Raw genomic sequence first — 21,825 nt, 5'->3', positions numbered from 1 at the left:
GATTCGTCGTGACCATCACCCAGCCCGACCTCAGCGTCTTCCAGACCCTGGAGTCCGAGGTGCGCAGCTACTGCCGAGGCTGGCCCACCGTCTTCGACCGTGCGCGCGGCAGCCGTATGTACGACGAGGACGGCCACGAGTACCTGGACTTCTTCGCCGGCGCCGGATCACTCAACTACGGGCACAACAACCCGGTCCTGAAACGGGCGCTGCTCGACTACCTGGAGCGCGACGGCGTCACGCACGGGCTCGACATGTCGACCACCGCCAAGCGGGCCTTCCTGCAGACCTTCCAGGACCTGGTGCTGCGGCCGCGGGACCTGCCGTACAAGGTCATGTTCCCGGGGCCGACGGGCACCAACGCCGTGGAGTCCGCGCTGAAGCTGGCGCGGAAGGTGAAGGGGCGCGAGGCCATCGTCTCGTTCACCAACGCCTTCCACGGCATGTCGCTGGGCTCGCTCGCCGTCACCGGCAACGCCTTCAAGCGGGCCGGCGCGGGCATCCCGCTGGTGCACGGCACGCCCATGCCGTTCGACAACTACTTCGACGGCCAGGTCCCCGACTTCCTGTGGTTCGAGCGGCTCCTGGAGGACCAGGGCTCCGGGCTCAACAAGCCGGCCGCGGTGATCGTGGAGACCGTGCAGGGCGAGGGCGGCATCAACGTCGCCCGCACGGAGTGGCTGCGCGCGCTCGCCGAGCTGTGCGAGCGCCAGGACATGCTGCTGATCGTGGACGACATCCAGATGGGGTGCGGCCGTACCGGTGCCTTCTTCTCCTTCGAGGAGGCGGGCATCACGCCGGACATCGTCACCGTGTCCAAGTCCATCAGCGGCTACGGACTGCCCATGTCGCTCTGCCTGTTCAAGCCCGAGCTGGACATCTGGGAGCCGGGCGAGCACAACGGCACCTTCCGCGGCAACAACCCCGCCTTCGTCACCGCCACCGCCGCCCTGGAGACCTACTGGGCCGACGGCTCGGCGATGGAGAAGCAGACCCGGGCCCGCGGTGAGCAGGTCGAGCAGGCGCTGATCTCCATCACCGAGGAGAACCTCGCCGATGTGAAGGAGTACCGCGGCCGCGGTCTGGTGTGGGGCCTGGAGTTCCACGAGAAGGCCCGTGCCGAGCGCATCGCGCGGCGCGCCTTCGAACTCGGGCTGCTCATCGAGACGTCCGGCCCCGAGAGCGAGGTCGTCAAGCTGCTGCCCGCCCTCACCATCACCCCCGAGGAACTGGACGAGGGCCTGAGCGTCCTCGCCCGTTCCGTCCGAGAAACCATCTGATCAGGAGGCGTCCAGAACCGTGATCGTCCGTTCGTTCAAGGACATCGAAGGCACCGACCGGCATGTGAAGGCCGCGTCCGGCACATGGGAGAGCAAACGCATCGTCCTCGCCAAGGAGCGGGTCGGCTTCTCGCTGCACGAGACGATCCTCTACGCGGGGACGGAGACGTCGATGTGGTACGCGAACCACATCGAGGCGGTCGTCTGCGTCGAGGGCGAGGCCGAACTGACCGATCACGAGTCCGGGCTGACCCACTCGATCACGCCCGGGACCATGTACCTCCTGAACGGCCACGAGAGGCACACGCTGCGGGTGAAGCAGGACTTCCGCTGCATCTGTGTCTTCAACCCGCCGGTGACCGGCCGGGAGGACCACGACGAGAACGGCGTGTATCCGCTGCTCACCGAGGACGAGGAGGTGTGACGCATCATGACGATGACTGATCTGTACCCCACCCGGGGCGCCACCGAGGTGATGACCCCCCGCCGCGACCCGGTCCTCTGGTCCCCGCCCGGCACGCCGGGCCCGATCGCGGCCCCGGACCTCGAGACGTACGAGCGCGACGGCTTCCTCGCCGTCGACCAGCTCATCACCGACGACGAAGTCGCCGTCTACCGGCAGGAGCTGGAGCGGCTGGTCACCGACCCGGACATCCGCGCCGACGAACGCTCGATCATCGAGCCGCAGACCAAGGAGATCCGGTCGGTCTTCGAGGTGCACAGAATCAGCGAGGTGTTCGCCCGGCTGGTACGCGACGAGCGGGTCGTCGGCCGGGCCCGGCAACTGCTCGGCTCGGACGTGTACGTCCACCAGTCCCGGATCAACGTCAAGCCCGGGTTCGGCGCCAGCGGCTTCTACTGGCACTCGGACTTCGAGACCTGGCACGCCGAGGACGGCCTGCCGAACATGCGCACGGTGTCCGTCTCGATCGCGCTGACCGAGAACTACGACACCAACGGCGGACTCATGATCATGCCGGGGTCGCACAAGACGTTCCTCGGCTGCGCGGGGGCCACGCCGAAGGACAACTACAAGAAGTCCCTGCAGATGCAGGACGCGGGCACGCCCTCGGACGAGGCGCTGACCTCGCTGGCCGCCCAGCACGGCATCCGGCTGTTCACCGGCCGGGCCGGTTCGGCGACCTGGTTCGACTGCAACTGCATGCACGGCTCGGGTGACAACATCACACCGTTCCCGCGCAGCAACGTCTTCATCGTGTTCAACAGCGTGGAGAACGAGGCGGTCGAGCCGTTCGCGGCTCCGGTACGGCGGCCGGAGTTCATCGGCGCCCGGGACTTCACACCGGTGAAGTAGTCCCGCCCCGCAGCACAGCCACGCGGCCGTCTCCGGTACGTTCCGGAGGCGGCCGCGTCGCCCGTGGCACCCGTCAGGACGAGAGAGCCGTCAGCAGCCGGTCCACGTCGGTGGTGGTGTTGTAGAGGTGGAAGGCGGCGCGCAGATTGCCCGCGCGGTCGGAGACCTCGATGCCGGACTCGCTCAACTCCGCCTGGCGGACACCGAGTTCCGGGACGGAGACGATCGCCGAGCCCGGGGACGGGATCGGGGTGTGGCCGAGGTCGGCGAGGCCGGAGCGGAAGCGGTCGGCGAGGGCGACGTCATGGGCGTGCACGGCGTCGACGCCGAGCTCCTCGATGAGGGAGAGGGACGCGGCCAGGCCGGCGTAGGTGAGGAGCGAGGGGCTGACGTCGAACCGGCGTGCCGAGTGGGCGAGTTCCTCGACCGGGCCGTAGCAGCTCTCCCAGGGCAGCTCGCCCGCGACCCAGCCGGCGAGCAGCGGGGTCAGACCGCCGAAGTCCTCGGGGACGACGAGGAAGGCGTTCCCGTGCGGGCCCATCAGCCACTTGAAGCCGACGGCGGCGAGGAAGTCGTGCGAGCCGGCCTCCATCGGCAGCCAGCCCGCCGACTGGGAGGCGTCGACATAGGTCCGGGCGCCATGCGTACGGGCCGCCTCGCGCACCGCGGCCAGATCGGCGAGGCGCCCGTCGGCGGACTGGACGGCGCTGACCGCGACGAGCGCGGTGTCCGGCCGGACCGACTCGGCGATCCGCTCCAGCGGAACCGCCCGCACCTTGAGGTCACCGCGCATGTGGAAGGGGTTCACCAGGGACGAGAAGTCCGCCTCGGCGGTGAGGACTTCGGCCCCGGCGGGCAGCGAGGCCGCGATCAGCCCGCCGTACTCGGCGACCGAGGCGCCCATCGCGACCCGCTCGACCGGCACCCCGGCCAGCCGGGCAAACGCGGCCCGGACCCGCTCGGCGTCCTCGTAGAGGGAGCCGATCGGCCGTCCTTCGGCCCGCATCCGCAGGGCCTCCTGTACGGCGGTGACGGTGCGGGCCGGCAGGAGGCCGTTGCTCGCGGTGTTGAGGAAGGTGTGCTCCGGGGCGAACTCGGCACGGACGAGGCTCTCGAAGGTCTCCATGGGACCACTCTGCGGCCCCCGGAACTCCCCGTCCATTGCGAATATTTACGTGGTTCCGCTAAGCGGTCCTTATAGGTCCGCCCCGACCTGCGGCTTTCAGCTCTGCGGCACCGCGCACCCGTCGGGACCGCAGGCCTCGGCGGCCCCGCCCTGGTCGATCAGGGTCAGCGGGGAGCGCTCGCCCCACGCCTGGGTGAGGGCCTGGGCGAAGACCTCGGCGGGCTGGGCGCCGGAGATGCCGTAGGTGCGGTCGATGACGAAGAAGGGCACTCCGGTCGCGCCGAGCCGGGCGGCCTCGCGTTCGTCGGCGCGGACGTCGTCGGCGTAGGCGGTGGGGTCCCCGAGCACCGTGCGGGCGCCGTCCGCGTCGAGACCGGCGGCGACGGCGATCCGTACGAGCCGCTCGTCGTCGCCGAAGACAGAAGCCTCCTCGGCGAAGTTCGCCTCGTACAGGGCCTGGATCAGCTCGCCCTGGCGGCCCTGTGCCTTGGCGAAGTGCAGCAGGCGGTGCATGTCGAAGGTGCTGCCGTGGTCGCGGTCCCGGGTGCGGTAGGCGAGGCCCTCGGCGGCGGCCTGGGTGCCGAGGTTGTCCTCCGCGGCCTGGGCCTGCGCCTCGCTGATGCCGTACTTCTTCGCGAGCATCGGGACGACCGGGCCGGTGTCGTCCTTGGCGCGGTTCGGGTCCAGCTCGAAGGAGCGGTGCACGACCTCGACCCGGTCGTGGTGCGGGAAGGCCGCGAGCGCCTTCTCGAAGCGGGCCTTGCCCACGTAGCACCAGGGGCAGGCGATGTCGCTCCAGATCTCGACGCGCATGGTTCTCGGCTCTCTCCGGTTCGGGCGGGCGCGGAGACACCCTCCGCGAAGATGTGTGAACGTTCAAGCGGCCGGGTTCATTCCCGCGGCCGTCCCGAGGCGGCTGAACTGGGCCCGGTAGGCGCTCGGGGTCAGTCCGGTGCGGCGGACCACGTGGGCGCGGAGCGAGTCGGCGGTGCCCAGGCCGCAGGCGCGGGCCACCTGGTCCATCGGCAGCGAGGTGGTCTCCAGCAGTTCCCGGGCCCGCTCGACGCGCTGGTGGAGCAGCCACTGCAGCGGGCTCACCCCGCTCTCGGCGTGGAACCGGCGGCTGAGGGTGCGCACGCTCACCCCCGCGTGCCGGGCCAGGTCGGTGAGGGTGAGCGGCTTGTCGAGGTTGCGCATGGCCCAGGCCCGGGTGTCGGCGCAGGCGGTGCCGCGCTCGGGCGGCAGCGGGGTCTGGGTGAACTGGGTCTGTCCGCCGGGCCGTACCGGCGCGACCAGGGCGAGGCGGGCCACCTCGTTGGCGACGGCGGCGCCGTAGTCGGTGCGGATGATGTGCAGGCACATGTCGATACCGGCCGCGTAGCCGGACGCGGTGAGGATCTGGCCGTCCTGGACGTACAGGACGTCGCCCTGCACGTCGAGCGCCGGGTACCGCTCGCGCAGTTCCCGGGTCAGCTGCCAGTACGTGGTGGCGCTGCGCCCGTCGAGCAGTCCGGCCTCGGCGAGCACGAAGGCGCCGCTGCAGATGGAGGCGACGCGCTTGCCGGCGGCCGCGGCCCGGCGGACGGCGGCGACGGTGCGCGGCTCCGGCTCGAACCGCTCCCCGGTGCCGGCCACGAGGACGGTGTCGGCGTCGTCGAGGACCTCCAGGCCCCGGCCGACGTGCAGGTCCAGGCCGCCGGTCGTGACGATCGCGCCCGGATCGGGGGTGCAGACGGTCACCTCGTACCCGGGCGCGCCGTCGACCCGGGTCCGCTCGAAGAACAGCTCCGGGATGGCGAGGTTGAACATCGACACCCGGAAGGGCGCGATGACGGCGACGCGGTGCATGGCCAGAACCTCCGGACGTATGGCATTCGGGCCACTACTGTACGCCGCCCAAGATCCGCAGCATGGGGGCATGTCAACGAAGCAGACCGCCGAAACGGCGGGCACCGGCACCGAGTTGCACCCCGGGCGGCCCTCTCCCGCGCTCACCCTCACCGCGGCTCTCCTCGGCTTCGGGCTGATCTGCCTCGACGCCTCCGTGGTGAACGTCGCCCTGCCCGCCATCGGCGACTCCTTCGGCAGCGGCATGTCGGGACTGCAGTGGGTGGTGGACGCGTACACGCTGCCCTTCGCCGCGCTGATGCTCTCCACCGGCGCCTTCTCCGACCGGGTGGGCGCGAGCCGGGCGTACGCCCTCGGGACCGCGGTGTTCACGCTGGCCTCGGTCGCCTGCGGTCTGGCCCCGAACCTTCCGGTGCTGCTCGGCGCGCGGGTGGCGCAGGGGGTGGCGGCGGCGGTCGTGCTCCCGGCCTCGCTGGCGCTGGTGCGGCAGGCGTACCCCGACACGGCGGGGCGGGCCCGGGCGGTGGCCGCGTGGGCGGCGGGCGGTTCGGTGGCGGTGGCGCTGGGTCCGGTGGCGGGCGGGGCGCTGACGACGGCCCTCGACTGGCGGGGGATCTTCTTCGTGAACCTGCCGGTGGGCCTGCTGATCCTGGCCCTGCTCCGCCGGGCCCCCCGCTCCGGGCGCCGTCCGGCGCCGCTGGACGTGCCGGGCCAGGTGACGGCGGTGCTGGCGCTGACCTCGCTGGCGTTCGCGGTGATCGAGGGCGGGACGGTCGGCTGGGCCGCGCTGGGGGTGGCCGTGGTCTCGGGCGCGGCGTTCCTGCGGATCGAGGCGCGCCATCCGCATCCGGTGGTGCCGCTCGCCCTCTTCCGCGACCGGACGGTGGCCTCGGCGGTCGCCACGGGAGCGGCGATCAGCGTTGCCTTCTACAGCATGGTCTTCGTCTTCTCGCTCTTCTTCCAGCAGGTCCAGGGGCTGAGCGCGCTCCACACGGGTCTGCTGTTCCTGCCGATGACCGGTCTGATTGCGGTGACGAACGTGATCGCGGGCAAGCTCGCGAGCCGCCACGGCACCCGCCTGCCCATGCTGCTGGGCCAGGGCCTGGCCGTGGCGGGGCTGCTCCTGCTGCTGTGCGTCGACGCCGGTACGCCCCCGGGGCTGCTGGCGGTGCTGCTGGTCCCCATGGCGCTGGGCTGCGCGCTCACGGTGCCGCCGCTGACCGCGGCGATGATGGACGCCGTGCCGGCGGAGCGGGCGGGGCTGACGGCCGGCATCCTGAACGCGGCCCGTCAGGTGTCCGGAGCGCTCGGGATCGCGGTCTTCGGGGCGCTGATCTCCGACGGTTTCGTGACCGGGATGCGGCTGTCCGTCGGGATCAGCGCGGCGCTGCTCGCGGTGACCTTCGTGCTCAGCTTCCGTCTCGCAGATCGCGCGGCCAGCCCGGCCGGAACGCGATGTGGTCGTAGGTCACGACGCAGCCCTCGCCGAGCGGGGACTGGGTCATGAAGCCGACGAGGGCCGCGTCGGTCTCCTTCTCGTCGCCGAGCGTGAACAGCCGGACGAAGGTCCAGCGTTCGCCGTCGCGGGAGGCGTGGAAGGCGAAGGCGCGTCCGGTGCGGCTGACCCGGAGCCAGACCGAACTGCCGTCCACGGTGAAGGAGTTGGCGTCGTCGGAATGTCCCCGGGTGACCACCGTGCAGACGGTGGGCACGTCCGGGGAGTACTCCAGGCAGAGCTTCGCCCACGCCCGCTCGCCGACGTGGACGTACAGCACCCCGGCGTCGAAGGCCCCGGCGAACCCGACGGTCACCCGGGCGACGAGCTGGAACTCCCCCTCGGGCGCCCCGAGCAGGCGGGGCGCGTCGGCGGCCGGGTCCAGCGCCTCGCCGGTGGGCGGCACGAACCGGTCCTGCCCGGCCCCGGCCCATCCGGTGAGGACCCCGTCCTCGTAGGACCAGTGGCCGTCGGGGCCGTAGGTGCGCAGCGGGAAGGGCAGTTCGGGGAGTTCCAGTTCCATCGTCCTAGCGTTCCAGACGTCCGTTGAACCTGCGCGGGAGTCCCAGCTGATTGTCGTCCCTCAGTTCCGGCGGCAGCAGTGCCTCGGGCGCGCCCTGGTACGCGACCGGGCGCAGCCACCGCTCGATGGCCGTACCGCCCACGGAGGTCGACGTGGAGGTCGTGGCCGGGTAGGGGCCGCCGTGGTGCTGGGCGGGGGCCACGGCGACGCCCGTCGGCCAGCCGTTGACCAGCACGCGTCCCGCCAACGGCGTCAGTTCCGCGAGGAGTTCGGGACCCCGGCCCTGACCGGCGGCCTCCTCCGACGACAGGTGGACGGTCGCCGTCAGGTTGCCGGGCAGCCGGGACAGCACCGCCTTGGCCTCGGTCTCGTCCGTGTAGCGCACGACGACGGTGACGGGCCCGAAGCACTCCTCCAGGAGCAGGTCGTGCGCCCCTTCCTCGGCCAGCCTGGCCGCCGGGACGGTCAGGAAGCCCGGGCTCACCGTGTGCTCGCCGCCCGCTCCCGGGGTCACCGGGGCGGTCACCTCGGGGAGTTCGGCGCGCTCGGCCACCCCGGCGACGAAGTTGTCGCGCATCCGGTGGTCGAGCAGGACCCCGGCGTCGACGGCGCTCACGGCGTCCGTGAGGGACTTGACCAACTGGTCCCCGGCGTCACCGGCCGGCGCGAGCACCAGTCCCGGCTTGACGCAGAACTGGCCGACGCCCATGGTCATCGAGCCCGCGAGCCCGGCACCGATGGCGTCCGGCCGCTCGGCCGCGGCGGCCTCCGTGACGAGCACCGGGTTCAGCGAGCCCAGCTCGCCGTGGAACGGGATCGGCACCGGCCGCGCCGCCGCCGCGTCGAAGAGGGCCCGCCCGCCGCGTACCGACCCGGTGAAGCCGGCCGCGGCGACCAGCGGGTGCTTGATCAGCTCGACGCCCGCCTCGAAGCCGTGGACCAGGCCGAGGACTCCCTCGGGGATGCCGTGCTCGGCGGCGGCGTCCCGCAGCACCTGGGCGACCAGCTCGGACAGGGCCGGGTGGTCGGGGTGGGCCTTGACGACCACCGGGCAGCCGGCGCCGAGCGCGCTGGCCGTGTCGCCGCCTGCGACCGAGAAGGCGAAGGGGAAGTTGGAGGCGGAGTAGACGGCGACGACCCCGAGCGGCACCTTGTAGCGCCGCAGGTCCGGGACGGGCGGGGTCGCGGTGTCGTCGGGGTGGTTGATGACGATGTCCAGGAAGGCGCCCTCGTCGACGATGTCCGCGAAGGCGCGCAGCTGGTAGCAGGTGCGGGCGAGTTCGCCGGCCAGCCGGACCGGGCCGAGCGCGGTCTCGGCGTCGGCGGCCTCGACGAGCCGGTCCTTGGCGTCCTGGAGCCGGTCCGCGGCCGTGCGCAGGAAGGCCGCGCGGACCGTCCGGTCGGCGAGGGCGCCGCGCGCCCCCTGCGCGGCGCGGACGGCGGCGTCCACCTCCTGGGCTGTGGCCTCCACCGCAACCTGCTCGCGCTGCTTCCCGGTTCGGGGGTCGACACTCCAGACTGGTGCTGCTGCCACCGCGAGTCCCTCCACACATGTATTGCCGCAGTACGGGGTCATTCACCAGGGTTGTTCGATATACTGAACGCTGTCCCGCATGGTGAATATGCTGTGCGAGACTATTTCCCGCCGAACGAAGGGGTCAAGGGCGATGTCGGCTGGCGAGACGGGGGGCGGGTCGCAGGTCAAGTCCGCCGTACGGACGGTTGAACTGCTCGAGTACTTCGCCGGACGCCCCGGTATGCACTCCCTCGCGGCGGTCCAGGAGGCGGTCGGCTACCCCAAGTCCAGCCTGTACATGCTGCTGCGGACCCTGGTGGAACTGGGCTGGGTGGAGACCGACGCGACCGGCACGCGGTACGGCATCGGGGTGCGGGCGCTGCTGGTCGGCACGTCGTACATCGACGGCGACGAGGTGGTCGCGGCGGCGCGTCCGACGCTGGACCGGCTGTCGGACGACACCACCGAGACCATCCACCTGGCGCGCCTGGACGGCACGAACGTGGTCTACCTGGCCACCCGCCAGTCCCAGCACTACCTGCGGCCCTTCACCCGCGTGGGCCGCCGGTTGCCCGCCCACTCGACCTCCCTCGGCAAGGCGCTGCTCAGCACCTACACCGACGAGCAGGTCCGCAAGATGCTCCCCGAGACGCTGCCGGCGCTGACCGAGAACACGATCACGGACCGCGAGCGGCTCATCGAGGAGCTCCACCAGGTCCGCGAGCAGGGCTTCGCCGTGGACCGCGAGGAGAACACGCTGGGCCTGCGCTGCTTCGGCGTGGCGATCCCCTACCGCACCCCGGCCCGCGACGCGATCAGCTGCTCGGTCCCGGTGGCCCGGCTGACCCCGGCCCATGAACAGATGGTGAAGGACGCCCTGTTCGACGCCCGCGACCGGCTGACCCTGGCCACCCGCCGACTCTAGGCCGAGTCCCTTCTCCCCCGTCAGGCGGAGCGGGATCATCGCCGGGCAGGACGTGCCGGGGGCCGTTCCCGCGAGAGCGTGTACGCATGACGCAGTCACTGCTTGCCCAACCCTCCGGTGCCCTCGGTCCCTCCGGCCGGCGTGCGCTGCTGCGCGCGGTCGCGATCGTGTCCTGTCTGCCCTACCTCGGGCTGAAGGTCGCCTGGCTCGCCGGGAGCGAGATCGGGGTCCCCGCGGGCAGCTCCCTGCTGGAGCACCGGGCCGCGGTGGCCGTCGCCAACGGCGTCACGCTGCTGATGGACGCCTGTGTCATCGTGCTCGCGCTGGTGCTGACCCGGCCCTGGGGGCTCCGGGTACCGGCCTGGCTGCTGGCGGTGCCCGTGTGGGTCGCCACGGGGCTGCTCGCGCCGATCATGACCGGGTTCCCGCTGCAGCTCCTGGTGAGGCTGTTCGGCGGCACCGTGAACTCCGCGGGCGACACCGGGGGCGAACCCTTCCTCCACGACTGGGTGTTCGGGGTGGTGTACGGCGGTTTCATCGTGCAGGGGCTGGCGCTCGGCACCCTGTTCGCGCTGTACGCCCGTGACCGCTGGGGCCACCTGTGGCGGGGCCGGGTGTGGGAGCTGCCCCGCGCCTCCGGGAGCACGGTCCAGCGCGTCGGCGCGGTGACGGCCGCCGTGGTCGCCCTGGGCCCGCTCACCCTGCACCTGCTGTGGGCGGGCGGGGTCACCGCCGGACTGAACGACGCCCGCACCACCGACGTCCATGTCCTTCAGGCACTGGACGCCCTCTTCCTCCTCGCGGCCGTGGGCGGCGCCCTGGCGCTCGCCTTCCGGCGCGTCCCGGTGCTGCCCGTGCGCGTCCCGCTCGCCCTGGCCTGGGTCGGGTCCGGCGTCGCGGCCTGCTGGGGAGCATGGCTCAGCCTCGCCTCCCTGGTCGATCCCGGGACCGCGACCGGGTGGATGCACCTCGCCCACGCCGGCCGGATGCTCACCGGCATCCTGGTGGCCGCCGTGGGCGCCCACTTCCTCGCGCAGCGGTCCGCCGTCCTCCCCCGGCGCCGCACGTGAGGGAGCTCGCCCGGTTCCTGCTCGGGCGGCGGACGCGCCGGCGGTGGATCCATCTGATCCTCGGCGGCGCGCTCGCCATGCCGTACGTCTTCGTCGGCCAGCTGATCGTCGGACCGGCCGTGCACGCCCGTTACGTCTTCGCCGATCTCCTCGCGCAGCTCCTGTCGTTCGCGGTCGCGCTGCCGCTGGCCGCGCTCACCGCGGCGCTGTTCCCGCTGACCCGTTCGCTGGAGGCGGGCGCGGTGCGCTCGCTGTGCGGGGTCGGCGCGGACCGGCTCTCCTCCTCCCCCGCGCACGGCCGGGCCGCCAAGGGGCGCACGGCGGCCTGGTTCACGCTGCACCTCGGCCTCGGCGGGATCATCTCGGGGATGTCGCTGGCGCTGCCGCCGTTCGCCGCCATGCTCATCGCCCTGCCGGCCGTCGCCGTGTTCCGGGACGATCTGCTCGGACTGCCCGAGGCCCTGGACCGGGGCTGGGTGCTGGCGCTGATGCCGGTCGCGGGCGCCGCCTGTCTGCTCGCGCTCGCCGCCTGCGCGGCCGTCGCGGGCGCCCTGCTCGCCCGGTGGGCTCCGGCGCTGCTCGGGCCCACGCCCGAGGACCGGCTCGCGGCGGCCGAGGCGCGCGCCGCCGATCTCGCCGTACGCAACCGGCTCGCCCGCGAGCTGCACGATTCCGTCGGTCACGCCCTGAGCGCGGTGACCCTCCAGGCGAGCGCGGCCCGCCGACTGCTCGACCGCGACCCGGAGTTCGTCCGTACGGCGCTGGCCGCGATCGAGGAGACCACCCGGCGCACGGTGGGTGAACTCGACGCCGTCCTCGGGGTGCTGCGCGAAGGCGACGCGCCCGGTACGGCACCCGCGCCGACCCTCGCCGCCGACCTGGACGGACTGCTGCACCGCACGAGGGCGGGCGGGCTGCGGGTGACCGCGACGATCGACGCCGACCCCGAACGCCTGCCGCCCGTCCTGTCCCGCGAGGCCTACCGCATCGTGCAGGAGGGACTGAGCAACGCCCTCAAGCACGCGGGCAGGCCCGTGCTGCTGCGGATCGCGGTGACCGGCGGGCACCTGGAGATCACCGTGGAGAATCCCGTCCCGTCCGCTCCTGCCCCCGCCTGCCGTCCCGGCGGCGGGCACGGTCTGCGCGGCATCGCCGACCGGGCCCGGCTGCTCGGCGGGACGGCGGAGGCGGGCGCCGTGCACGGGGTGTGGCGACTGCACGTAGGACTGCCCCTGAAAGGACCCGCATGACGATCCGTGTCGTCCTCGCCGACGACGAACTCATGGTCCGCACCGCCCTGCGCGCCATCCTCTCCGCCGAGCCGGACATGGAGGTCGTCGGCGAGGCGGCGACCGGCGCCGAGGCGGTGTCCGTGGTCCGGGAGCGGACCCCGGACGTCGTGCTGATGGACGTCCGGATGCCGGAACTGGACGGCATCCGCGCCACCGAGCAGATCCTCGCCACGCTCGCCGAGCCGCCCAGGATCGTCGTGGTCACCACCTTCGAGAACGACTCCTACGTCTACGACGCCCTGCGCGCCGGAGCCGCCGGGTTCCTGCTCAAGCGGTCCGACGCCGACGCGCTGGTGCAGACGGTACGGCTGGTCGCGCGCAGCGACACCCTGCTGTTCCCGGCGGCCCTGCGCACCCTCGCGGCCGAGCACGCGCGCGCGTACCCGGCGCCGCCGCCGTGGGTGGCGCGGCTCACCGGCCGGGAGAGCGAGGTGCTGCGGCTGATGGCGGGCGGCCTGACCAACGCGGAGATCGCCGAGCGCATGGCGGTCGGTCCGGCCACCGTGAAGTCGCATGTGGCGGCCGTCCTGGCGAAGACCGGCACCCGGGACCGCACCCAGGCGGTGATCGCGGCGTACGAGGCCGGCTTCATGAATCCCCGATGAGAAAAGCCACCGCCCGGGAACGATCCGTCCCGCTTCGCTCGTCCCTACCGTTGCAATGAACAAGACGATCAGGCGCGCATCGGTCTTCACACTGCTCATGGTGCTGGCTCTGCTGGCCAGGGCCACCTGGGTGCAGTTCTACGAGGGCCAGGCACTCGCGGACGACACGGACAACCGGCGGAACGCGATCGAGACGTACGCGGCCCCGCTCGGGAACATCATCGTGGCCGGGGAGGCGATCACCGGCTCCGAGCGGGCGAAGGGCAGCGACCTCGCGTACAGACGCACGTACACCGACGGCGAGCTGTACGCCGCGGTGACGGGCTATGCCTCGCAGGCGTATGCGCCGACCCAGCTGGAGGGCATCTACCAGGACGTCCTCAACGGCACGGACAGCCGGCTGCGGACCGTGCTGGACACGGTCACCGACAAGCGGGCCGAGCCCGGCAACCTGATCACCACGATCGACCCCGAGGTGCAGCGGGCGGCGTACGACGCGCTCGGCGACAAGAAGGGCGCGGCGGTCGCGCTCGACCCGGCCACCGGCCGGATCCTGGCGGTCGCGTCGACCCCGTCGTACGACCCCTCGTCGCTGACGGACGCCAACACCGCCGGGGCGGCCTGGAAGAAGCTCACCGAGGACGCCGACAAGCCGCTGACCAACCGCGCGCTGCGCCGGCCGGTGGCGCCGGGTTCGACGTTCAAGCTGGTCGTGGCGGCGGCCGCGCTGGAGGACGGGCTGTACTCCTCGGTCGACGAGAGGACGGACAGCCCGGACCCGTACACGCTGCCCGGCACGGTCACCGTGCTGGAGAACGAGAACAAGTCGGCGCCCTGCGAGAACGCCACGATCCGGGTGGCGCTGCAGTACTCCTGCAACAACGTCTTCGCGAACATGGCCCACGACCTGGGCCAGGACAAGGTCCGGGCGATGGCCGAGAAGTTCGGCTTCAACGACGCCGAGCAGGACGTGCCGGTGCGGGCGTACGCCAGCGTGTACCCCTCCGGCATGGACGAGGCGCAGACCGCGCTGACGGGTATCGGCCAGTTCGACGTCACGGCCACGCCGCTGCAGATCGCCATGGTGTCGGCGGCCATCGCCAACGGCGGCAAGCTGGTCTCGCCGCACATGGTGTCCCAGGTGACCGACGGCGGCGGGGACGTTCTGCAGGACTACGGCTCCGACCCGGACAGCGAGGAGATCGTGAGCGCCTCGACTGCCGAGCAGTTGCGGTCGGCGATGGAGACGGTGGTCTCCGAGGGCACGGGCAGCAACGCGCAGATCTCCGGCGCGACGGTGGGCGGCAAGACGGGTACGGCCCAGCATGGCGAGAACAACAGCGAGATCCCGTACGCCTGGTTCACCTCGTACGCGACCGACGGTGACCGGCAGGTCGCCGTGGCGGTGCTGGTGGAGCAGTCCGACGCCGCCCGCTCCGAGGTCAGTGGCAACGGGCTGGCGGCGCCGGTGGCGAAGGCGATGATGCAGGCGGCGCTGGAGGACTGAGGCGGGCCCGCTACTTGACGCCGAGGATCTGCTCGATGGGGTCGATGGCGAAGTAGACGAGGAACAGCGCCGAGGTGCCCCACAGCAGCCAGTGGACCTCCTTCGCCCTGCCCAGCACCGCCTTGATGACGACGTAGGCGATGAAGCCGGCCCCGATGCCGTTGGTGATGGAGTAGGTGAACGGCATCACCGCGATGGTCAGGAAGGCCGGAATGGCGATCTCGTACTTGTCCCAGTCGATGTGCTTGACCTGCGTCATCATCAGGAACCCGACCGCGACCAGGGCGGGCGCCGCGGCCTGGAGCGGGACGATGGTGAGCAGCGGGGTCAGGAAGAGGGCGAGGGCGAAGAGGCCGCCGGTGACGAGGTTCGAGAAGCCCGTGCGCGCGCCCTCGCCGACGCCGGCCGCCGACTCGATGTAGGAGGTCGCGGAGGACGAGGACGCCGCGCCGCCCGCGACCGCCGCCGCGCCGTCGATGAGCAGGACCCGGCCGAGGTCCGGGACCTTGCCCTCCTCGTCCAGCAGGTTCGCCTCGGCGCTGATGCCGACGACCGTGCCCATGGTGTCGAAGAAGTCGGACAGCACCAGCGTGAAGACGAGCAGTACGACGGTGATGACGGTGGTCTCGCCGAACGCGCCGAAGAGGCTGAACTGTCCGAGCAGCCCGAAGTCGGGGGCGTCGACGAGCTTTTCGGGCCACTCGGGCGTGGTCAGGCCCCAGCTCTTGACGTCGGCCAGGGAGTTGATGACGAGCGCGACGAGCGTCATGACCACGATGCTGATCAGGATCGCGCCCTTGACCTTGCGGGCGAGCAGCCCGACCGTCAGCAGCACGCCGAGGCAGAAGACGAGGATGGGCCAGCCGGTGAGGTTGCCGGTGCCCCCGAGCTGCACCGGAACCGTGGTGTTCGCCGCGTCCGGGATCCGGCTGACGAACCCGGCGTCGACGAAGCCGATGAAGGCGATGAACAGGCCGATGCCGACGCTGATCGCCTGCTTGAGGGGTTGCGGAATGGCGTGCATGACGGCCTCGCGCAGCCCGGTGACCACCAGGACGCAGATCAGCAGGCCCTCCAGGACGACGAGGCCCATCGCGTCGTCCCAGCTCATCAACGGGGCGATCTGGAAGGCGACGACGGCGTTCAGGCCGAGGCCCGCGGCGAGCGCCAGGGGGAGGTTGCCGCCGACGCCCATGATGACCGTCATGACGGCGGCCACCAGGGCGGTGGCGGTGGTGAGCTGGACCGGGTCGAGGGTCTCGCCGAACTTGTCCTTGGCGCTGCCGAGGATGATCGGATTCAGGACAAGGATGTAGGCCATGGTGAAGAACGTGGCGAAGCCGCCGCGTATCTCACGGCCGACCGTGGATCCTCGTTCGGAGATCTTGAAGAAGCGGTCGACGCCGCTCGGGGCGGGAGGCGTGCCCTCCGGCCGCTCGACGGCCTGGTGGGTCTCGGACATGACAGCGGCTCCTCGGTACCTGAATGATCGGTGGGCGGATGCTGGCTGGATTGTTCCCGTGTTGCACCCGCCACAGGTTTTCCCCGTGTTACGGAATCAGCCCTGCTCATGTGCGGCAGGCCATACAGTGTTCGAAGCTCCGTACGAACGTGGGAGCGCACTCGGAGGCAGGAGGGGTAGCGGTGGGCACGGTCGTCGACGACGCCGCCTCCGTGGAGTTCCACGCCTTCTTCGAGCGCCACTACGCCGAACTGTCGCGCCTGGCCCATCTGCTGACGGGCGAGGCGGACGCCGCCGACGATCTCGCGGCGGACGCGTTGCTGGCGCTGTGGCACCGCTGGGACCGGGTCCGCGCCGCCGACCACCCCGTCGCCTACGCCCGGGGCGTGGTCACCAACCTGGCCCGGACCCGGATCCGCAGCGCGGTGCGCGAGCGGCGCCGGATCGCGCTGTTCTGGTCGCAGCGCGAGGAGCGGACCGAGAACCCCGACGTGGCCGGCGTGGTCGATGTGCAGGAGGCGCTGCGCAGACTGCCGTTCCGCAAACGCGCCTGTGTGGTGCTCCGGCACGCCTTCGACCTCTCGGAGAAGGACACCGCGCTGGCCCTCGGTGTCTCGGTGGGTACGGTGAAGAGCCAGACCTCCAAGGGGATGGCGGAACTCCAGCGACTGCTCGGCCCCCGGGCGGCACCGCGGATGCATGCGGCGATGGCGCGTACCGGTGACGCGGCGGGAAGGGACCGATGACGATGCGGCGGGACGTGCACGACGAGCTGCGCGCCCGGCTGCAGGAGGCGGCCGGGGCGCACGAGCCGGACCGCGAGCGCATCCTCGCCCGGATCGAACGGGGCATGGCCGAGGAAGCCCGTCCCGAGCGCCGGGCGGCCCGGCCGCCGGTGTTCGGCTGGCTGCGGGTGGCCGGTGCCACGGCCGCGGTCGCGGGGGTGCTGGCCGCCGGCGGTTGGGCGGTGGCGTCGGCCGTGAAGGAGGACACCGCGCAGCGGACGGTGGCCACTTCACCCACGCCCCCGTCCACTCCTACGTCCAGTCCGACGTCCGCCCCCGCGTCCACGCCGTCGGAGGAGGACGGGCCGTTCTGGTCGGACGGCTCGGTCGACCCGCACAGCAACGAGTTCTGGGCACAGAGCAATGTGACCTTGAAGACCGGCCGCCACCTCACCGCCCTCGAAGTCGAGTTGACGGTCGCGCAGACCGGCGGGGTCACCTCCACCGGTGCCTGGCGGTCCCTGCCCGAGGACGACTTCGCGCTGACGGTCGCCGAGCGGGACGGCTTCCTCGTCTACACCTGGCGGCTCAGGGACGGCCGTACCGTCCCGCCGGGCGAGTGGGTGTTCGCGGGACAGTACGACCATGCGCGCGGCGGCCGGGACGCCAAGGACGACGGCTACTCGGCGACGGCCCGCGCGGGAGACGAAGAGTTCTCCGTGGCGGGCGACTTCGCGCCGCGCTCGTAGAAAATTTCCGGAACCGCGGCAACCCTTTCCCGGCCGGTGGCGACCAAGGAGCGCAAGACACCTCCCACGCAAGGAATGGGCATGACTGCACCAGCCGAACAGCGCGTCCGCCACCGCCGCAAGGTCACCAGGCGACGGGCGGTGATCGCCGGAGCCTCCGCCCTCGGCATCACCGGCGCGGCGATCGTCACCACGACGATGCTGTCCACCGCGGGAGCCGCGTCCACTTGGCCGACGGCCAAGGGCAGCCAGGCCGTGACCGGCACCATCAAGGTCTCGGGCACCTACGACGGCGGCTACAAGAAGTTCTACGGCAGCGGCGCGCTCGGCGGCGACAGCCAGGACGAGGGCCAGGACCCGGTGTTCCAGCTCGCCGACGGCGCCGTCCTGAAGAACGTGATCATCGGGACCCCGGCCGCGGACGGCGTGCACTGCCTGGGCTCCTGCACGCTGCAGAACGTGTGGTGGCTGGACGTCGGCGAGGACGCGGCGACCTTCAAGGGCAAGTCCGCCTCCTCCGTGTACACGGTGTACGGCGGCGGCGCGAAGAACGCCTCGGACAAGGTCCTGCAGTTCAACGGTGCCGGCAAGCTGGTCGTGAGCAAGTTCCAGGTGGCCAACTCCGGTAAGCTGGTGCGTAGTTGCGGCAACTGCTCCACGCAGTACAAGCGCACGGTCATCATCAACGACGTGGACGTCACCGCGCCGATGAACTCCATCGTCGGCATCAACACCAACTACGGGGACACGGCGGCGCTGCGCAAGGTCCGCATCCACGGCGACAGCGCCAAGAAGATCAAGACGTGTGTCCGCTTCAAGGGCAACAACACCGGTGCCGAGCCGACCCAGCTCGGTGTGGGCCCGGACGCAACGTCGTGCCGCTTCACGGCGTCTGACATCACGTACCAGTAATCCCGAGGACCTGCTGACCTGAGCCCCCCTCGGTCAGCAGAGGAACGCCCCCGCCGGTGACGACCGGCGGGGGCGTCTTCGTGGGCGCCGTGGGTCAGTCCGTGCTCCACGGCCGCCAGTCCCCCAGGTAGGCCGCCCGGGTCGCCGACCCGGCCTCCTCGGGGGTGAGTTGGGGCCGGTTGGCGGGCAGGGTGATCTCCGCCCCGGGGCCGGTGTTGCGGTACTCGGCGAACCGCTGCTCCTGCCACGGGTAGGCGTCCGACATGTTCGCGTAGGGCGCCGCCGCGTCGATGCCGGGGCCGAGCCAGGTGTCCCGGACGGTCAGCATGGGACGGGCGGTGCGGTCGGAGCTGGGCACCCAGGGGCGGGCCAGCTTGTAGAAGGCGTCCGGGGCCTCGCTGGTGATCCGGCTCCGGGTGACCAGGTAGCCGCGCGGGTTGGCGCCCGCCGTCGAGGGCGCGAAGACGAAGCCGTACGGCGCGGAGGCCAGGTCGGTGCGGGGCAGCGTGCGGAAGTGGCAGTGCTCGAAGACGGCCGTCGCCCGGCCGAAGACGAAGTCGACGTCACCCTCGGCGTAGCAGTGCGCGAAGTACTGCCGGGCGAAGACGGTCAGCGCGTTGGTGTCGGCGTACAGGGTGTCCTGGTGGCCGAGGAAGCGGCAGTGGTGGAAGGCGGAGCGGTCGCCGGTGACCTTGATGGCGACGGCCTGGGTGCCGCTCGTCCCGGGGTGGTCGGCGCGCAGCCAGTCGTTGGCAAAGGTGATCCGGCGGGCGGTGAAGCCGTCGGCGCGCACGGTGGTGGTGGCCGATCCGGTGGTGCCGTAGGTGCCGGAGCCGTCGGGTTTCGGGGTGCCGGCGGCGTTGTCGTAGACGATGACGACGTCCCGGGGGCCGTCGCCCGCGCCGAGCCAGGTCATCTCGGTGCGGGTGGGGTCGACGCTCACGGTCTCCCGGTAGGTGCCGGGTGCGAGGACGAGGGTCCAGCCGCTGCCGGTGGTGGCGTTCACGGCGGCCTGGACGGTGGTGACGTCACCGCGGCCGTGCGGGTCGACGTAGAGCGTGCTCGGGGTGAGGCGGGCGGCCGGTGAGCCGTACCGGCCGAACGGGCGGTGGCCGGCGGCGGCCGGTGCGGGGGCGGCGGCGAGCCCGAGGGCGGCGCTCGCTCCGGCGCTCGCCAGGAGGAATCCCCTTCTGGAGAAGGGGGGTCGGAGGTGGGGCGAGGGCATGCGGGTGCTCCTTCACAGGCGGACGGGGGCCGGGGCGAGGCCGCCCCGGTCCCCGCAGCGGGTCAGCAGATGCGGCCGGCACCCGCGCGGTGGTCGACGATGCCCGGGACCGCCCGGGGGTGGTCGACCCGGGTCCGCAGCGTGGGCGTCCATCCCGCCCCGGACTGGAGGGTCTCGCCGGGGATCTCCGCGTTGTGGACGGCGATCAGGTCGGTGAGCTTGCCGTTGACGTAGTTGTGCGCGGCGGTGAGAGGCGCCTCGCTCCACTTCTTCAGCACCTTGCCGGTGCTGACCCCGGGCGCCAGCGAGAAGGCGTTGTGGGTGGCGTGCAACTGGGAGGAGGCGCCGATGCCGAAGACGTAGCCGAACTTCTGGCCGGCGGTCACCACGAAGTGGTTGTTGTACGAGTCGACCTGCCCGAATCGGACGCGCGGCGCCCGCTCCACGATGCCCTCGAAGCGGTTGTGGTGCAGGGTGACCTTGAGCTTTCCGGCGTCGGTGGAGCCCGCGCCGTCGCTGTTGCCGATCAGCATGGTCTTGTCGTGGTCCTCGAAGGAGTTCCAGGACACGGTCACGTGGTTGGCGCCGCGCACCACGTCCAACAGGCCGTCGTGCTGCTGGTAGACCTTGCCGAAGTACTCCGGCAGGGAGCTGTCGGGGTAGCGCCCGTCGGTGAGCGTGTTGTGGTCGATCCACACATGGGTGGAGCCGTAGACGACGACACCGTCGTACTCGGAGTTCCAGGCGCCGGTCCTGTTGTCGTCGGTCGGGTCCCACTGCGGGAAGCAGTCGAGCGGGGCCTCGATGGTGAGGTTCCGGACGATCACGTTGTCGACGCCCCGGATCTGCAGGCTGCCGCCCCGGATCCCGGAGTTCCGGCCGACGCCCACGATCGTCGTGTCGGCCGGCACGCTCGCTTTGATCATCCTGTCCTGGTTGGCGGCGGAGGCGGCCCGCAGGTCCTCCTGCTCGCCGCTGACCGGGGTGTCGTGGCCCCATACGGCGGGGTCGTAGTCGGCGAGGTACTGCTGGAAGTCGTACCCCTCGGCGGCGAGGGCGTCACAGCCCTCGGAGACGGCGTCGAGCATGCCCTTGACCTTGATGATCCGGGGCCCGGTGCCGCCGTCCGCGAGGGCGGCCTTGAACTCCGCCCAGGTGGTCACGGTGTGGACGTGCGCGGCGTCGGCGGCCGACCCGCCGGTGGTCCCGGCGCCCTCGGACGCCCAGCCGTCCCCGGCGGGGAGCACCTGTCGCGCGAGATCACGGGCCGGCCCCGCCTGGGCGGTCCCGGCCGCGGTGACCCCGAGGACGAGGGAGACACAGCCGGCCAGCACGGCGGCTCTCTTCATGGCATGCCCATGCCACTTGTATGCGTTCATGATGCGGCTCTCTTCTCTGAGCGGTGGGGATACGGTCAGGCCCCGGCGTCCGGCCAGGTGATCCAGGACTCCGGGATCACCTCGTCCAGCCGCCGCAGATCCTGCGGACGCAGCACCCGCGTCCGCAGGGACTCCCGCGCCACGAGCCGCGCCACCTCGATGGCCCCGGGCGGGTTGAAGTGGGTGTTGTCCTGCTCGGTGGCGGTCCAGTTGAAGTACTTCTTGGTCTCCTCGGCCCCCAGCGACTGCCACAACTCGAGCGACCGCGCCTGGAGGTCGAGCAGGGCGACCCCCTCCTCCTCGGCGAGCGAGCGCATGGCAGCCGGGTAGTCGCCGTGACTGGCCTGGGCGTTGCCCTGCGCGTCGAACCGCCGCCGCTCCACGGCGGTGGCGAGCACGGGCCGGGCGCCCCGCGAACGGGCACCCTCGATGTACAGCCGCAGATAGTCCTTGTACGTCGTCCAGGGCTCGGTCCAGCGCGCCGGGTCCGTGACCTTCTCGTCGTTGTGCGCGAACTGGATCACCAGCAGGTCCCCGGGCCGCATGGCCCCGAGCACGGCATCGAGGCGGCCCTCGTCGACGAAACTCTTCGAACTGCGCCCGTTCACGGCGTGATTGGCGACCGCGAGCCCTTTGTGGAGAAAGAAGGGAAGAGCCATTCCCCACCCGGTCTCGGGCGCGGCGTCCGCGTATTTCTGCGCGGCGGTGGAATCCCCGGCGATGAAGAGCGTACGCCCGCGCCGCTCCCCGGCCTGGGCGGTACCGAAAGTGAGCGGAACGGCGGCGACAACGGCACCGGCGACCTGCCTACGGGACAGAGACACACCATCTCCTTACAGCCAAGGGAAGTGGAACTCCCCAGGGGCGCGGG

Annotated in this window: 21 protein-coding genes; 12 read left to right on the top strand and 9 right to left on the bottom strand. The window is 71.7% G+C overall.

Translation table 11 applies throughout. From position 1 onward, the window contains the following. Nucleotides 1–8: 8 nt before the first annotated feature. The 3 genes from ectB to thpD are packed head-to-tail and all read left to right on the top strand — an operon-like array spanning nucleotide 9 to nucleotide 2,595. Entirely contained in the window at nucleotides 9–1,280 is a 1,272-nt protein-coding gene (ectB, locus tag M8H82_RS02500) for a diaminobutyrate--2-oxoglutarate transaminase (protein WP_250070620.1), read from the top strand. Between the two features lie 19 nt (nucleotides 1,281–1,299). Continuing rightward, on the top strand, nucleotides 1,300–1,704 hold the full coding sequence (locus M8H82_RS02495; protein ID WP_250070619.1) for an ectoine synthase: 405 nt from the start codon (nucleotides 1,300–1,302) through the stop codon (nucleotides 1,702–1,704). A gap of 6 nt (nucleotides 1,705–1,710) precedes the next feature. Beyond that, nucleotides 1,711–2,595, top strand: coding sequence for an ectoine hydroxylase (gene thpD / locus M8H82_RS02490; RefSeq protein WP_250070618.1), 885 nt, complete (start codon nucleotides 1,711–1,713; stop codon nucleotides 2,593–2,595). 73 nt (nucleotides 2,596–2,668) lie between these two features. Here the strand turns inward: thpD and M8H82_RS02485 are convergent, their stop codons facing one another. The 3 genes from M8H82_RS02485 to M8H82_RS02475 all read right to left on the bottom strand — a co-directional run bounded on the left by M8H82_RS02485 (nucleotide 2,669) and on the right by M8H82_RS02475 (nucleotide 5,569). Beyond that, nucleotides 2,669–3,721, bottom strand: coding sequence for an aminotransferase class V-fold PLP-dependent enzyme (locus M8H82_RS02485; RefSeq protein WP_250070617.1), 1,053 nt, complete (start codon nucleotides 3,719–3,721; stop codon nucleotides 2,669–2,671). A gap of 96 nt (nucleotides 3,722–3,817) precedes the next feature. After that, nucleotides 3,818–4,534, bottom strand: a complete 717-nt coding sequence (locus tag M8H82_RS02480; RefSeq protein WP_250070616.1) for a DsbA family oxidoreductase — start codon at nucleotides 4,532–4,534, stop codon at nucleotides 3,818–3,820. A gap of 63 nt (nucleotides 4,535–4,597) precedes the next feature. Then, nucleotides 4,598–5,569: a GlxA family transcriptional regulator gene (locus tag M8H82_RS02475; protein ID WP_250070615.1), complete on the bottom strand. Its 972-nt coding sequence runs from the start codon at nucleotides 5,567–5,569 to the stop codon at nucleotides 4,598–4,600. Between the two features lie 70 nt (nucleotides 5,570–5,639). Here M8H82_RS02475 and M8H82_RS02470 point away from each other — a divergent pair, with 70 nt between their 5' ends. Next, the gene (locus tag M8H82_RS02470) at nucleotides 5,640–7,076 is read left to right on the top strand and encodes an MFS transporter (protein ID WP_250070614.1); all 1,437 of its coding nucleotides are present in this window, start codon (nucleotides 5,640–5,642) and stop codon (nucleotides 7,074–7,076) included. Here the strand turns inward: M8H82_RS02470 and M8H82_RS02465 are convergent. Further along, nucleotides 6,979–7,587: a DUF1349 domain-containing protein gene (locus tag M8H82_RS02465; RefSeq protein ID WP_250070613.1), complete on the bottom strand. Its 609-nt coding sequence runs from the start codon at nucleotides 7,585–7,587 to the stop codon at nucleotides 6,979–6,981. The genes M8H82_RS02470 and M8H82_RS02465 overlap by 98 nt on opposite strands. A gap of 4 nt (nucleotides 7,588–7,591) precedes the next feature. After that, nucleotides 7,592–9,121 (bottom strand): aldehyde dehydrogenase (NADP(+)), encoded by a 1,530-nt coding sequence (locus tag M8H82_RS02460; protein WP_250070612.1) that lies wholly within the window; start codon nucleotides 9,119–9,121, stop codon nucleotides 7,592–7,594. 133 nt (nucleotides 9,122–9,254) lie between these two features. Between M8H82_RS02460 and M8H82_RS02455 the strand changes: the two genes are divergently transcribed. The 5 genes from M8H82_RS02455 to M8H82_RS02435 all read left to right on the top strand — a co-directional run bounded on the left by M8H82_RS02455 (nucleotide 9,255) and on the right by M8H82_RS02435 (nucleotide 14,502). Continuing rightward, nucleotides 9,255–10,028: an IclR family transcriptional regulator gene (locus M8H82_RS02455; protein WP_250070611.1), complete on the top strand. Its 774-nt coding sequence runs from the start codon at nucleotides 9,255–9,257 to the stop codon at nucleotides 10,026–10,028. Between the two features lie 86 nt (nucleotides 10,029–10,114). Next, nucleotides 10,115–11,098 carry a hypothetical protein gene (locus M8H82_RS02450; RefSeq protein ID WP_250070610.1) on the top strand — a complete coding sequence of 328 codons (984 nt, stop codon included), beginning with the start codon at nucleotides 10,115–10,117 and terminating at the stop codon, nucleotides 11,096–11,098. Then, a complete protein-coding gene (locus M8H82_RS02445) occupies nucleotides 11,095–12,348 on the top strand; it encodes a histidine kinase (protein ID WP_250070609.1) in 1,254 nt (417 codons plus the stop codon). The genes M8H82_RS02450 and M8H82_RS02445 overlap by 4 nt, the downstream gene beginning before the upstream one ends. Continuing rightward, on the top strand, nucleotides 12,345–12,995 hold the full coding sequence (locus M8H82_RS02440) for a response regulator transcription factor (protein WP_250070608.1): 651 nt from the start codon (nucleotides 12,345–12,347) through the stop codon (nucleotides 12,993–12,995). The genes M8H82_RS02445 and M8H82_RS02440 overlap by 4 nt, the downstream gene beginning before the upstream one ends. A gap of 55 nt (nucleotides 12,996–13,050) precedes the next feature. Next, a complete protein-coding gene (locus tag M8H82_RS02435) occupies nucleotides 13,051–14,502 on the top strand; it encodes a penicillin-binding protein 2 (RefSeq protein ID WP_250070607.1) in 1,452 nt (483 codons plus the stop codon). A 10-nt stretch (nucleotides 14,503–14,512) separates the two neighbouring features. Here the strand turns inward: M8H82_RS02435 and M8H82_RS02430 are convergent, their stop codons facing one another. After that, nucleotides 14,513–15,964, bottom strand: coding sequence for an NCS2 family permease (locus M8H82_RS02430; protein ID WP_250070606.1), 1,452 nt, complete (start codon nucleotides 15,962–15,964; stop codon nucleotides 14,513–14,515). A gap of 182 nt (nucleotides 15,965–16,146) precedes the next feature. Between M8H82_RS02430 and M8H82_RS02425 the strand changes: the two genes are divergently transcribed. The 3 genes from M8H82_RS02425 (at nucleotide 16,147) to M8H82_RS02415 (ending at nucleotide 18,350) form a co-directional block, all read left to right on the top strand. Further along, on the top strand, nucleotides 16,147–16,710 hold the full coding sequence (locus M8H82_RS02425; RefSeq protein WP_250070605.1) for a SigE family RNA polymerase sigma factor: 564 nt from the start codon (nucleotides 16,147–16,149) through the stop codon (nucleotides 16,708–16,710). Continuing rightward, complete coding sequence (locus M8H82_RS02420) at nucleotides 16,707–17,438, top strand: hypothetical protein (protein ID WP_250070604.1); 732 nt, start codon at nucleotides 16,707–16,709, stop codon at nucleotides 17,436–17,438. Before M8H82_RS02425 ends, M8H82_RS02420 begins: the two co-directional genes overlap by 4 nt. Before the next feature lie 81 nt (nucleotides 17,439–17,519). Further along, entirely contained in the window at nucleotides 17,520–18,350 is an 831-nt protein-coding gene (locus tag M8H82_RS02415) for a pectate lyase (RefSeq protein WP_250070603.1), read from the top strand. Between the two features lie 94 nt (nucleotides 18,351–18,444). Here the strand turns inward: M8H82_RS02415 and M8H82_RS02410 are convergent, their stop codons facing one another. From M8H82_RS02410 to M8H82_RS02400, 3 genes are all read right to left on the bottom strand, one after another. Continuing rightward, on the bottom strand, nucleotides 18,445–19,575 hold the full coding sequence (locus M8H82_RS02410) for a pectinesterase family protein (protein ID WP_250070601.1): 1,131 nt from the start codon (nucleotides 19,573–19,575) through the stop codon (nucleotides 18,445–18,447). Nucleotides 19,576–19,637: 62 nt separating this feature from the next. Next, the gene (locus M8H82_RS02405; RefSeq protein WP_250070600.1) at nucleotides 19,638–20,954 is read right to left on the bottom strand and encodes a polysaccharide lyase family 1 protein; all 1,317 of its coding nucleotides are present in this window, start codon (nucleotides 20,952–20,954) and stop codon (nucleotides 19,638–19,640) included. A gap of 35 nt (nucleotides 20,955–20,989) precedes the next feature. Continuing rightward, nucleotides 20,990–21,778, bottom strand: coding sequence for a rhamnogalacturonan acetylesterase (locus M8H82_RS02400; RefSeq protein WP_250070599.1), 789 nt, complete (start codon nucleotides 21,776–21,778; stop codon nucleotides 20,990–20,992). Nucleotides 21,779–21,825 lie beyond the last annotated feature (47 nt).

The organism is Streptomyces sp. YS415, from assembly GCF_023544665.1.
In the GTDB taxonomy this organism is placed as follows: domain Bacteria; phylum Actinomycetota; class Actinomycetes; order Streptomycetales; family Streptomycetaceae; genus Streptomyces.
Note: the sequence above shows the minus strand (reverse complement) of the source record. Positions and strands in the feature narration are given on the sequence as shown.